Annotated in this window: 9 protein-coding genes and 3 pseudogenes; 8 read left to right on the forward strand and 4 right to left on the reverse strand. The window is 65.6% G+C overall.

From position 1 onward, the window contains the following. Window positions 1-2: 2 nt before the first annotated feature. A pseudogene (locus CUR85_RS11095) lies at window positions 3-2,275 on the reverse strand (NADP-dependent malic enzyme). 220 nt (window positions 2,276-2,495) lie between these two features. Here CUR85_RS11095 and CUR85_RS11100 point away from each other — a divergent pair. From CUR85_RS11100 to CUR85_RS11120, 5 genes and pseudogenes are all read left to right on the forward strand, one after another. After that, the gene (locus CUR85_RS11100) at window positions 2,496-2,888 is read left to right on the forward strand and encodes a cytidine deaminase (RefSeq protein WP_067267269.1); all 393 of its coding nucleotides are present in this window, start codon (window positions 2,496-2,498) and stop codon (window positions 2,886-2,888) included. Window positions 2,889-2,892: 4 nt separating this feature from the next. After that, window positions 2,893-4,197 (forward strand): thymidine phosphorylase, encoded by a 1,305-nt coding sequence (locus CUR85_RS11105; protein WP_067267267.1) that lies wholly within the window; start codon window positions 2,893-2,895, stop codon window positions 4,195-4,197. Next, a pseudogene (locus CUR85_RS11110) lies at window positions 4,197-5,386 on the forward strand (phosphopentomutase). The gene CUR85_RS11105 and the pseudogene CUR85_RS11110 overlap by 1 nt, the downstream one beginning before the upstream one ends. 70 nt (window positions 5,387-5,456) lie before the next feature. Beyond that, window positions 5,457-6,098 (forward strand): uracil phosphoribosyltransferase, encoded by a 642-nt coding sequence (upp, locus tag CUR85_RS11115; RefSeq protein ID WP_067263778.1) that lies wholly within the window; start codon window positions 5,457-5,459, stop codon window positions 6,096-6,098. An 87-nt stretch (window positions 6,099-6,185) separates the two neighbouring features. Further along, window positions 6,186-7,619 carry an SPOR domain-containing protein gene (locus tag CUR85_RS11120; protein WP_136720452.1) on the forward strand — a complete coding sequence of 478 codons (1,434 nt, stop codon included), beginning with the start codon at window positions 6,186-6,188 and terminating at the stop codon, window positions 7,617-7,619. Window positions 7,620-7,688: 69 nt separating this feature from the next. On the opposite strand, the gene CUR85_RS11125 is transcribed toward CUR85_RS11120, so the two are convergent. From CUR85_RS11125 to CUR85_RS20550, 3 genes and pseudogenes are all read right to left on the reverse strand, one after another. After that, the gene (locus CUR85_RS11125; protein ID WP_067261212.1) at window positions 7,689-8,702 is read right to left on the reverse strand and encodes a hypothetical protein; all 1,014 of its coding nucleotides are present in this window, start codon (window positions 8,700-8,702) and stop codon (window positions 7,689-7,691) included. A gap of 83 nt (window positions 8,703-8,785) precedes the next feature. Further along, a complete protein-coding gene (locus tag CUR85_RS20545) occupies window positions 8,786-9,277 on the reverse strand; it encodes an AMP-binding enzyme (protein WP_425520159.1) in 492 nt (163 codons plus the stop codon). Further along, a pseudogene (locus CUR85_RS20550) lies at window positions 9,260-10,599 on the reverse strand (AMP-binding protein); the annotation flags it as partial. The gene CUR85_RS20545 and the pseudogene CUR85_RS20550, both read right to left, overlap by 18 nt. On the opposite strand from CUR85_RS20550, the gene CUR85_RS11135 reads away from it, so the two are divergent. Genes CUR85_RS11135 through CUR85_RS11145 form a run of 3 tightly spaced genes read left to right on the forward strand, consistent with a single transcriptional unit; the run spans window position 10,505 to window position 12,074 of the window. Further along, window positions 10,505-10,915: an EamA family transporter gene (locus CUR85_RS11135; protein WP_280322639.1), complete on the forward strand. Its 411-nt coding sequence runs from the start codon at window positions 10,505-10,507 to the stop codon at window positions 10,913-10,915. The pseudogene CUR85_RS20550 and the gene CUR85_RS11135 sit on opposite strands and share 95 nt — an antisense overlap. Further along, a complete protein-coding gene (locus CUR85_RS11140) occupies window positions 10,873-11,436 on the forward strand; it encodes a DMT family transporter (RefSeq protein ID WP_280322640.1) in 564 nt (187 codons plus the stop codon). Before CUR85_RS11135 ends, CUR85_RS11140 begins: the two co-directional genes overlap by 43 nt. After that, a complete protein-coding gene (locus tag CUR85_RS11145; RefSeq protein WP_067261207.1) occupies window positions 11,433-12,074 on the forward strand; it encodes a sulfotransferase family 2 domain-containing protein in 642 nt (213 codons plus the stop codon). The genes CUR85_RS11140 and CUR85_RS11145 overlap by 4 nt, the downstream gene beginning before the upstream one ends. Window positions 12,075-12,083: the final 9 nt, after the last annotated feature.

The following is a 12,083-nucleotide window of genomic DNA, read 5'->3' on the forward strand; positions in this document are numbered from 1 at the left end:
CATTAGCCGTAATGCGCGACCGGCGTGCCCGCGATGGCGCCCACGTTCAGCAGCCCGCGCGCGGTGATCGAGGGCGACACGATATGCGCCCGGTTGCCCATCCCCATCAGGATCGGCCCGACTTCAAGCCCATCGCCCTTCATTTTCAGGATGTTGCGCACGCCCGAGGCAGCATCGGCATGGGCGAAGACCAGCACATTGGCGGCCCCTTCCATCCGGTTGCAGGGCAGCAGCCGCGCGCGCAGTTCGGCATCAAGCGCGGTGTCGATGTTCATCTCACCTTCGTAGACGAAATCATGGTTGCCCGCGTCGAGGATCTCCAGCGCCGCGCGCAGACGTTTGCCCGATCCTTCGCCCTGATTGCCGAACTGGCTTTGTGAGCAGAGCGCCACTTTCGGCTCGATGCCAAAACGGCGGACGTGGCGGGCGGCCCCGATGGCGATCTCGGCGATCTGTTCGGGGGTGGGGTGCAGGTTCACTTGGGTATCCGCGATGAAGAGCGGACCGTCTTCGAGGATCATCATCGACAGCGCGCCATGCGGGCGGAAACCGTCGCGGCCCAGCACTTGGTTGACGTAATTGAGGTGCCAGCCAAACTCGCCAAAGGTGCCGCAGATCAGGCTGTCGGCCTCACCACGATGCACCATGACCGCGCCAATGGCGGTGGTGTTGGTGCGCATGATTGCCCGCGCGATGTCGGGGCTGACGCCGCGGCGGCACATCAGGCTGTGGTAGGTCTCCCAATAATCGCGGTAGCGGGGGTCGTTCTCGGGGTTCACCAGATCGACGTTTTGGCCCAGTTGCAGGTTCAGACCCGCCTTTTCGATGCGCCGTTCGATCACCTCGGGGCGGCCAATCAGAATGGGCCGTTCCACCGTTTCTTCGATGATCGCTTGCGCGGCGCGCAGCACGCGTTCGTCCTCGCCCTCGGCAAAGACCAGACGGCGGGGGAGGAGCGGGCGGATTCGAAGACCGGGCGCATGATCAGCGCGGATTTGAACACCGACCCGTCGAGTTTGCGTTTATAGGCGTCGAGGTCTTCGATAGGCCGCGCGGCCACGCCCGTCTCCATCGCGGCCTTGGCCACGGCGGAGGAGACGACGCCGATGAGGCGCGGATCGAAGGGTTTCGGGATCAGATATTCAGCACCAAAAGTCAGCTGTTCGCCCTGATAGGCCGCTGCCGCCTCCGCGCTTGTCGTGGCGCGGGCGAGGGCGGCGATGCCGTCGATACAGGCGATCTTCATCTCGTCGTTGATCGTGGTCGCACCCACGTCCAGCGCACCCCGGAAGATGAAGGGGAAGCAGAGCACGTTGTTGACCTGATTGGGAAAATCGCTGCGCCCTGTGGCGATGATCGCATCCGGTGCCACGGCGCGGGCCACATCGGGCAGGATTTCCGGCGTGGGGTTCGCCAGCGCAAAGATGATCGGGCGTTTGGCCATCTTCGCCACCATCTCGGGCGAGAGCACGCCGGGGCCGGAGAGGCCAAGGAAGAGGTCGGCCCCGTCGATCACATCATCCAGCGTGCGCAGGTCGGACTTCTGCGCATATTCGGCCTTGCTGGGGTTCATATCCTCGGTCCGGCCTTCATAGACCAGCCCGTTGATGTCGCAGAGCCAAACGTTCTCACGCTTTACGCCGAGTTTCAGCAGCATGTTGAGGCAGGCGATGCCCGCAGCCCCGCCGCCGGTGGAGACGATCTTGATGTCCTCGAAGCGCTTGCCCGCCACATGCAGCGCGTTCTTGGCGGCAGCGCCGACGACGATGGCGGTGCCGTGCTGGTCATCATGGAAAACGGGGATGTTCATCCGCTCGCGGCAGATCTTCTCGACCACGAAACAGTCGGGGGCCCTGATGTCTTCGAGGTTGATCGCGCCAAAGCTCGGCTCCATCGCGCAGACGATCTCGGCCAGTTTCTCGGGGTCGGATTGATCAAGCTCGATGTCAAAGCAGTCGATATTGGCGAATTTCTTGAAGAGCACGGCCTTGCCCTCCATCACCGGTTTCGAGGCCAGCGCGCCGATATTGCCCAGCCCCAGCACTGCCGTGCCATTGCTGACCACGGCCACCAGATTGCCGCGCGAGGTATAGCGCGCGGCGGTGTCGGGGTCGTTCTTGATTTCGATACAGGCCTCGGCCACGCCCGGTGAATAGGCCCGCGCCAGATCGCGGCCATTGGCCAGCGGTTTGGTCGCGCGGATCTCCAGTTTCCCGGGCCGGGGGTGTTCGTGGTAATCCAATGCAGCTTGGCGCAGGTTGGGGGTGTCGGACATCGTTTATGCTTCTCCCGAATAATGGTTTAGCGTTAAACTAATTTTCGCGCGCAAGCAAAGCGGCTTTTGGCGGGGGCGGTCTAGGTGCCGGATGGCTTTGCCCCAGCGTCGCCCTTGCAGGTCATTTTGCGCGGGCTTTAAGAGGCGATTGAGGGGACATGTGGTTTTGCATCGCACAGGGCGGGGTAATTTTCTATAGTCCGAGAAAAGGGAGAGCCTAATGACTGATTTGCGCGACGCGGCTGTGTTGGTGCGGGAAAACGCCCATGCGCCCTATTCGAATTTCAAGGTCGGCGCGGCGATCCGCACCGCCTCGGGCGCGGTGTTCAGTGGCTGCAATGTCGAAAACGTCGCCTACCCGCAGGGCACCTGCGCCGAGGCGGGTGCGATTGCTGCCATGGTCGCAGCAGGCGAGCGTGAGATCGCCGAGGTCTATGTCGTGGCGGGCAGCGATATGCCCGTGACGCCCTGCGGCGGCTGCCGCCAGAAACTGGCGGAATTTTCGGGCGGGGATGTATCCGTGACCATGGCCACCGTGGCGGGCAAGGAACAGCAGACCACCATGGGCGACTTGCTGCCGGGGGCCTTTGGCGCCGCCCACATGCAGGGTTAACCGCATGAGCGCGCGGGACATTCTGGCGCGGCTGCGCCATGGTGAGGCATTGGATGCAGAGGCGCTGACCTGGATAGCCGGGGCGCTGGCCGATGGCCGTGTCAGTGACGCGCAGGCCGGGGCCTTTGCCATGGGCATTTGCCTTAATGGCTTGGACCAGCCGGGCCGCGTGGCGCTGACCCTTGCGATGCGCGATTCGGGGCAGGTGTTGGACTGGGACTTGGAGGGCCCCGTGCTCGACAAACATTCGACCGGCGGGGTGGGCGATTGCGTCTCATTGATCCTCGCCCCCGCGCTGGCCGCCTGCGGGGCCTATGTGCCGATGATCTCGGGCCGGGGGCTGGGGCATACGGGCGGCACGCTCGACAAGCTTGAGGCGATCCCCGGCGTCAGCACGCAGTTGGAAGAGGCGCGGTTTCGCGCGGTGGTGCGGGAGGTGGGTTGCGCCATCGTCAGCGCCAGTGGCGACATCGCCCCGGCGGATCGGCGGCTTTATGCGGTGCGGGATGTGACCTCGACCGTGGATTCGCTCGACCTGATCACCGCGTCGATCCTGTCGAAAAAGCTCGCCGCCGGGCTGGATGGGCTGGTGCTTGACGTGAAGGTCGGCTCGGGCGCGTTTATGAAGGAGCTCGCGCAGGCGCGTGCCTTGGCCGAAGCGCTGAGCGGCACCGCCACGGCGGCGGGCTGCCCGACGACGGCGGTGATCAGTGACATGAACCAGCCGCTGGTGCCGAGCCTTGGCAACGCGCTGGAGGTGGCCGAGGTGATGCGGGTGCTGACCGGGGCGGTGACGGGGCCGATCCTTGATGTGACGGCTGAATTGGGTGGCGGGCTTCTTGCCAATGGCGGTCTGGCCGCGACGGCTGAGGCGGGGGCCGAAGCCCTGCGCACGGCGGTCCGCGATGGCCGCGCGTTGGAGCGTTTCACCCGGATGCTCAGCGCCATGGGCGCACCTGCCGATTTCGCCGAAAACTGGGAGCGTATTCTGCCCAAAGCCCCCGTGATCCGCGCGGTCCCCGCGCCGCGCGGCGGCTACGTAAGCGCGATCGACGGCGCGGCACTCGGCATGGCGGTGGTCAATCTCGGCGGGGGCCGGGTGGTCGAGGCAGACCAGATCGACCCGGCGGTGGGCCTGTCGCAGGTGCGGCGCTTGGGCGAAGAGGTCCGCGCCGGCGCGCCTTTGGCCACGATCCACGCGGCGGGAGAGGCGGCTGCGGATGCGGCAGAGGCGGCGGTTCTGGCGGCGATCACGCTAGGGGACAGGGCGGTTGAAGCGCCGGATTTGATCTTGGAAAGGATCGGCTGATGGGACGTGCATTCTTGGTCGTGATCGATTCCGTGGGCATCGGCGGGGCGCCGGACGCGGGGGCGTTCTTTAACGGCGACCTGCCCGATACCGGGGCCAATACGCTGGGCCATATCGCGCAGGCCTGTGCCGCGGGAGAGGCCGAAGAGGGGCGCAGCGGGCCGCTGGCGCTGCCCAAACTCGACCGGTTGGGTCTGGGTGTCGCGCTGAAGCTCGCCAGCGGGATGGAGGCGCCGGGGCTGGGTGCTGCGCCCGAAGGCCGCTGGGGCGCTGCGACGGAGGTTTCGCAGGGCAAAGACACCCCCTCGGGCCATTGGGAATTGGCCGGGTTGCCGGTGCCTTGGGCATGGCATTACTTCCCGGATGAGACCCCCGCCTTTCCCGCAGACCTGACCGCAGAGGTCGCGCGGCTGGCGGGCACCGATGGCATCTTGGGCAACTGCCACGCTTCTGGCACGGCGATCATCGAACGGCTGGGGGCGGAGCATTGCGAAAGCGGCTGGCCGATCTGCTATACTTCTGCCGACAGCGTGTTCCAGATCGCCGCCCATGAAGAGACCTTTGGCCTCGACCGCCTTTTGAAGCTTTGCCAAGACATCGCGCCCCGCCTGCATGAGATGAAGGTGGGGCGTGTCATCGCGCGGCCCTTCACCGGGGAAGTGGGCGCCTTTGAGCGCACCGCGAACCGGCGCGACTATGCCATCACGCCGCCCAAACCGGTGCTGACCAACTGGGTGCAGAACGCCGGGGGCGGGTCTATGCGGTGGGCAAGATCGGCGATATTTTCACCATGCAGGGCATCGACGAGCTGCGCAAAGGGCCGGATGCCAAGCTGATGGATCATCTGCATGATCTGGTGGGTGAAGCCGAAGAGGGCAGCCTGACCTTCGCCAATTTCGTGGAGTTCGACAGTCTTTACGGCCACCGCCGCGATGTGTCGGGCTATGCCCGGGCGCTGGAGTGGTTCGACGCCGAGATCGGCAAGGTGATCGCGGCGCTGGGGGAGGGCGACATGCTGGTGGTGACGGCGGACCATGGCAATGATCCGACATGGGCGGGCAGCGATCACACCCGCGAAAGGGTGCCGGTGCTGGTCGCCGGGACCGGGGCGGGGGCGTTGGGGCAGATCGGCTTTACCGATGTCGCAGCTCTCGTCGCCGGGCATCTGGGGGTAGAGGTGCCGCAGTAGCCGCGCAGCCTTTGCTTGCGAGCGGGGCGCTTGTGCGGCTAGAAGCAGGGCAAATAAAGGAGCCTGCCGCATGACCGATACCCCCAATCACCTGACGATCGTCGACCATCCGCTGGTGCAGCACAAGCTGACCATCATGCGCGACAAAGCCACCTCGACCGCCGTCTTCCGGCAGTTGCTGCGCGAGATTAGCCAGCTTTTGGCCTATGAGGTGACGCGCGGCCTGCCGATGACGACCAAACGGGTCGAGACCCCGATGCAAGAGATGGACGCGCCAACGCTCGACGGCAAGAAGCTGGCGCTGATCTCGATCCTGCGGGCGGGCAACGGGCTGATGGATGGGGTGCTCGAATTGATCCCCTCGGCGCGGGTCGGCTTTGTCGGTCTCTACCGTGACGAAGAGACCCTTCAGCCGGTGCAGTATTACTTCAAAGTGCCTGAGGCGATGGAAGATCGCCTCGTCATTGCCGTAGACCCGATGCTGGCCACCGGCAACTCTTCGGTCGCGGCGATCAACCTGCTGAAAGAGGCAGGCGCCACCAATATCATTTTCCTCTGCCTGCTGGCCTCGCCCGAGGGGGTCGCTACGATGAAAGCCGCGCATCCGGACGTGCGCATCGTCACGGCCTCGCTGGACGAGTCCCTCAACGAGAAGGGCTATATCATCCCCGGTTTGGGCGACGCGGGTGACCGGATGTTCGGCACCAAGTGATCGGGTAAGTTTCGCTAATCGGCGCGCGGTGCTTTACTCAGGCCGCGCGCTGATGCATCGTTCTACCAGATAGTGTGGGGGCATTAGATGACACTTACCAGAAGTATTGCCATGGCGATGATCGTCGCAGCCTTGGGCGTCGGCGGATCGCAGACCCAAGCGCAGGACAGCCGGAGCCAACCGGCAGAGTTTCCGCCGTCCTCTTACAAGGGCAAGCAATATGTCGACAGCGCGGGATGTGTGTTCATCCGCGCGGGCATCGACGGCAATGTGTCATGGGTGCCCCGCATGAGCCGCGCGCGCGAGCAAATCTGCGGGTTCCAGCCCACGAATGGCGTGAAAGTGGCAGAGGCCAAGGTTGAGGCGGCGCAGACCAAGGTCGACCCCGCCCCGGCCAAAAGGCCCCCGGCTCGTGTCGCCGAAGCGCCCGCGCCCAAGGCGAAGCCGAAAGCCCCCGTGGCCCGGCCCGCGCCGCAAAAAGTGGTGCGCCGTGTCGCGCCAGCCCCGGCGCGGAGCGCTGCCCCCAAAGTCGTGCGCGAAACCGCGCCGCGCCCCATGCCCGTGGTGCCCAGCAAACCCGTCGCGCTGGCCGCTCCGGCACCGGCTGGCTTTGTCACCGCGTGTCCCGCCGCTTCGCCCCTCTCGCAGCGCTATATGCGGCGCGGGGATGGCTATAGCGTGCGCTGTGGTCCGCAGGCGGAACCGATTGTGACAGGGCGTCTTGCCCCTTCGAGCCCGCAGCGCGGCACCGCACCGCAGCCCTACCGCAGCGCGGGCGTGATGCCCGGCGTTGCCGCCGCACCCGCGCGGATCGTGGCCCCTGCCGCCGTCGCCGCCCCGGTGGTCAGCGCCAAGCCCGCCCGCGCCGTGGGCACGCAGACGCGGATCGTGCCGAAACATGTGGCGATCAATCGGGTGAACACGACCAATGTAAAAGTCCCGAAAGGATACCGGAAGGTTTGGGAGGACGACCGTCTGAACCCGCACCGGGCCGAGCAGACCTTGGAAGGCCGCGCCGACATGCTGTTGGTCTGGACCCAGACCCTGCCGCGCCGTTTGGTCAACAAGGCCACCGGCGAAGACGTGACCGCCAAAGTGCCGCTGATCTATCCCTATCTTGATATCGAAACACAGCGCCGCAAGCTGGGGCGGGTCAAGATCGTCGAGCGGGATGGCCAAGTGGTGAAACGGGTGCTGCGCTACCGCAACGCCGCGCCGATCCATCGGGATGCCCGCCCGATCAAGACGGCCCCCGTCTACTCCAGCCGCTCGGCCCCGGCGGCCCAGCCCAACACCAAAGCGGGCTATGTGCAGGTCGGTGTCTTTGGCAGCCCCGCCAATGCGCAGCGCGCGGCGCGGCAGATCGCGGCCTTGGGCCTGCCCGCCCGCATCGGCAAACAGACCCGTGGCGGCAAGACCTACCACAGCGTTCAGGCGGGCCCCATCGCGGGCGGCTCCGCCCAAGCGGCGCTTGGCCAATTGCGCCGGGCAGGATATCGGGACGCCTATCTGCGGCGCTAAGCGTTATGCAATGAAGGAAAAAGGCCAGCCGCGGTTTCCCCCGGCTGGCCTTTTTCTTGCGCCAATCCGTCAGCCGCCGCAGATGCTTTGCAATCTCAGCCAATCGGCATCCGACATCAGCGGCGCGGTCAGCTTGCCGTTCATCGGGTCACCTTCGATCAGGGGCAGGGTGCTTTCGCCGGTAATGTCACGCGCAAAGGCATAGGGCTTGCTGCGCAGCTCGGCTTGGGCAAATCGCGCCAGTTGAGCCTCGACCGGCGGTGTCGCGGCGGGGCGCATCAGCAGTTGCTCGGCATAGGCATCCAGCGCCTCGGAAGAGATATCGCCGGTGGTCAGCAGGCGGAAATTCTCGCGCAGGCCCACGGCCTCCAAAAGGGCGCGCAGCGGGTCATGCTCCCGGCGCGCCACATCCTCGGTCAGCACATAGCCCGCGGCGACATCGGGCTCTTCGTAATCCTCCAGCACCGCGCGGTCGAGCACGATGAGACGGCCCGGCAGATGCAGGCTGGCGCGGGTCATATCGGGCAGGATCGCCACGCGCCCGACCTCCAGCCGTTTGGTGAGCCGCGCCAGCGCGGCGCTGCCACCGGGGCTTTCGCAGGCGGGGCCAGAGACACGTTCAAGCCGCTTGAGCAGCGCCGTGCCCAAAGAGACACGTTTAACCTCTGGCACCACTTTGATCGCATGATCGCGCAGCGCGCCGGGCATCCAAAAGACCGCCAGCGCCGCCACCACCGCGACGGAGGCCAACATGCCGACCGACCGCAAACGCCCCGGCTTGGGACGGCTGCGGTTGATCGCGCGGCGCAGCTTTTCGATGGCCTCGATCATCTCGGTTTCATTGTCGGGCAGTTCCAGCGTTTCACCCGGATCGCCGTCTGGATGATAGAGCGCGGGGGTTTGGCCGGGGTTGGCCCTGTCGACGGCGGCCAGCGACCAATGGGTCAGCGCCTGATCCTTGAGATCGCTGATCACCAGCGTCGCGTCACCGATAGAGACGATCACCTCGCGCCGCTGCGCATCGGGCGTGGCGCGCCAAAGGCCCGTCGCTTCGAGCCGGGCGTATTTTGTCAAGGCGGTCATGGGGTTCTGCTGCGGGCCTGTCAGTTTTCGCCACTCTACCACGCGCTGCGGGATCAGCAATGGCAGGTGACATAATGCCCGCCTTAGAGGGCCGCCGCCTGTTTGCGCAATTCGAACTTCTGGATCTTCCCGGTGGAGGTTTTGGGCAGTTCGCCAAAGACCACCCGCTTGGGCGTTTTGAACCCGGCAAGGCGCGCGCGGGCGAAGGCGATCAGCGCCTCTTCGCTGGCCTCCGCCCCCGGTTTCAGCTCGACAAAGGCGCAGGGCACCTCGCCCCATTTCTCATCCGGTTGCGCCACCACGGCGGCGAGGTTGACCGCGCCGTGGCCCATCAACACACCCTCGACCTCGACGCTCGAAATATTCTCTCCGCCCGAGATGATGATGTCCTTGGCCCGGTCGGCGATCTGGATGTAGCCGTCGGGATGCTGCACCGCGATGTCGCCGGAGTGGAAGTAGCCGCCCGCAAAGGCTTCGGCCGTGGCCTCGGGGTTCTTGAGGTAGCCTTTCATCACCGCATTGCCGCGGATCATGATCTCGCCCTGCGCCGCGCCGTCACGTGGGGTTTGGGCCATCTCGGCGTCCATCACGGTGATCTCTTCCATCATCGGCATGGCGACACCTTGGCGCGCTTTGATCCCGGCGCGCTCAGGCTCTGGCAGCCCGTCCCATGCGCCTTGCCAGAGACATTCGGTGACATGGCCAAAGGTTTCGGTCAGCCCATAGACCTGCGTGACGTTGAACCCCAGCTTTTCGATCTTCGACAGGGTCGCGGGGCCGGGGGCGCGCCCGCGGTGAAAACCTCGACCCGGTGATCGAAGGCGCGGCGGTCTTCTGCGTCCGCGTTGACCAGCATGTTCAGCACGATGGGCGCGCCGCCGAAATGGGTGACGCCATGCTCGGCGATGGCCTCGTAGATCGCCGCCGCGGTGATGTCGCGGCAGCAGACCAGCGTGCCGCCCAGAAGCGGCATCATCCATGTGTGGTTCCAGCCGTTGCAGTGAAACAGCGGCACGATCTGCATGAAGACCGGGCGCAGCACCATCTGCCATGAGATCACCGTGCCCATGGTCATCAGATAGGCGCCGCGGTGGTGGTAGACCACGCCCTTGGGCCGCCCGGTGGTGCCGGAGGTGTAGTTGAGCGCAAGGCTCTCCCATTCGTCGTCGGGCATGATCCAGCGAAAGTTCGGATTCGCCTCCGCAAGCAACTCTTCGTATTGCGGGTGCCGCCCGCTGGCGGGGAAACCGGCGGGGGCATCGGGCACTTCGATAATGGCGGGGCAGGTGCCCTCCATCCGCGCGCAGGCGTCTTCGGCCAGCGGCAGGAATTCGGTATCGACCAAGAGCACCTTGGCACCGCCGTGGTCGAGGATATAGGCCACCGTGTCGGGATCGAGGCGAATGTTGATGGTGTTGAGCACGGCCCCGCAGGCGGGCACGCCGAAATGCGCCTCGGCCTGCGCGGGCAGGTTGGGGATGAGGGTGGCGACCACATCGCCGGGGGTCACGCCGATTTCGGCCAACAGGGCGGCGAGGCGGGTGCAGCGTTCGTGGTACTGGGCATAGGTGACGCGATGGTCGCCGTGGATCACCGCCGTCTGGTTCGGGAAAACCTCTGCGGCGCGGGCCAAATGCGACAGGGGCGTGAGCGGCACGAAATTCGCCGCGCATTTCTCAAGCCCGCTTTCATCCGTCATCCACCCCATGCGACCCCTCCCAAGGCATTGGTTGCGATTTGGGGTTGAGTATTGCTGCCCGGACGTGACTTTGAAAAGAGGGCAGGAGGGAAAAGGAGGGCAGATGCAGGACACAGCGGTAAAATCGAGGCTGGCGGCGCTTTGCGCGGTGAGCGGTATGGCGGCTTTGGGGCTGACGGACAATTTCGTCCCCTTCATCACCGAGCGCGGGTCGCTCTGGCAGTTTCACTTCCTGCGCGGGCTTATGGCGGTGGCCATTCTGATGGTGCTCGCGGCCTTGGGCTTCGGCATTCTGCGCCCGCGGCGGTTCTGGGCCGTGGCCGGGCGCGGCTTGTTTCAGGCCGGGGCGATGTTGATCTATTTCGGCTGTCTGGCTTTTCTGCCCATCGGGGTGGTGGTGGCGGGGCTGTTCACCTCGCCGCTTTTCGTGCTGATGATCTCGGCCCTGTTTCAGGGCAAACGCGTCGGCCCGTGGCGGTGGGGGCCGTGGCCGTGGGCTTTGCCGGGGCCTTGATGGTGATCCGCCCGGACCCGAGCGATCTTGACCCCGTGGCCTTCCTCCCGCTGCTGGCCGGGGCGCTCTATGCCATCGGCGCCGTGGCGACGCGGGCGTGGTGCGAGGGGGAGAGCACGATGGTGATGACCGCGGGCTTCTTCGGTATGTTGGCAGTCATGGGCGGCATCGGGGTTTTAGTCCTGCCGGGGGCGGAGGTGGCGGGGGCCGAAGGTTTCGTCAGCCGCACATGGGGGCCGCTCGATGGCGCGATGTGGTTCTGGATCGCGGTGCAGGCGGTGGGCTCGCTCATCGGCATCGGCTTTTTGGTGCGCGGCTACCAATTGGGAGAGGCCGGGCATGTGGCGATTTTCGAATATTCGCTGCTGATCTTCGCCAGTTTCTGGGCCTATATCCTTTGGGGCCAAGAGGTGCCGCCCCTGGCATTCTCGGGCATGGCGCTGATCGCACTGGCCGGGGCGGTGATCGCCCTGCGCAGCGATGAGCCTTCGACCCTGCGCGCGCCGGAGGCGGTGGAGTGATCATCAGTCGCGGTCGGCGTTACGTTTTCGTGCATATCCCCAAGACTGGGGGCACCTCATTGGCGCTGGCGCTTGAGGATCGCGCGATGAAAGACGACGTGATGCTGGGCGACACGCCGAAAGCGCGCAAGCGGCGGCGGTGGGTGCAGGGCGTGCAGGCGGCGGGGCGGCTATGGAAGCATTCGACGCTGGCGGACATCGACGGGCTGGTGACAGCGGAGGAGCTCTCGGGGCTGTTCTGCTTCACGCTGGTGCGCAACCCGTGGGACCGGGTGGCGAGCTACTATCGCTGGCTGCGGGGGCAGGGGTTCGATCATCCGGCGGTGGCGCTGGCGAAGTCGGAGGATTTCGCGGGGTTCCTGCGGCATCCGCAGACGCGAGAAAGCCTGCGCGCATGGCCCGCGCGGCGGTACATGCAGGATGCGGCAGGGCGGGAGCGTTGCGATCTCTATATCCGGTTGGAGCATTTCGCCGAGGATGCGGCGCCGCTGTTCGACCATCTTGGGTTCGAGCTGTCGCTGCCGCGGGTGAATGCTTCGGAGGGAGTGGCGGCGTACACGCCAGAATTGCGGGATATCGTGGCGGATATCTGCGCCGAGGACATCGCGCTCTTCGGCTACGTTTACCAAGAGCACTAGGGCCAGCGC

It is taken from the genome of Sulfitobacter faviae (assembly GCF_029870955.1).
GTDB lineage: Bacteria > Pseudomonadota > Alphaproteobacteria > Rhodobacterales > Rhodobacteraceae > Sulfitobacter > Sulfitobacter faviae.

Bases quoted from the DNA above. Each gene is read 5' to 3' on its own strand.
- CUR85_RS11105 (WP_067267267.1), top strand. From the start codon at position 2,893: ATGAGCGCGCGGGACATTCTGGCGCGGCTGCGCCATGGTGAGGCATTG.
- CUR85_RS11135 (WP_280322639.1), top strand. From the start codon at position 10,505: ATGCAGGACACAGCGGTAAAATCGAGGCTGGCGGCGCTTTGCGCGGTG.
- CUR85_RS11120 (WP_136720452.1), top strand. From the start codon at position 6,186: ATGACACTTACCAGAAGTATTGCCATGGCGATGATCGTCGCAGCCTTG.
- CUR85_RS11125 (WP_067261212.1), bottom strand. From the start codon at position 8,702: ATGACCGCCTTGACAAAATACGCCCGGCTCGAAGCGACGGGCCTTTGG.
- upp (WP_067263778.1), top strand. From the start codon at position 5,457: ATGACCGATACCCCCAATCACCTGACGATCGTCGACCATCCGCTGGTG.
- CUR85_RS20545 (WP_425520159.1), bottom strand. From the start codon at position 9,277: ATGGCCCAAACCCCACGTGACGGCGCGGCGCAGGGCGAGATCATGATC.
- CUR85_RS11100 (WP_067267269.1), top strand. From the start codon at position 2,496: ATGACTGATTTGCGCGACGCGGCTGTGTTGGTGCGGGAAAACGCCCAT.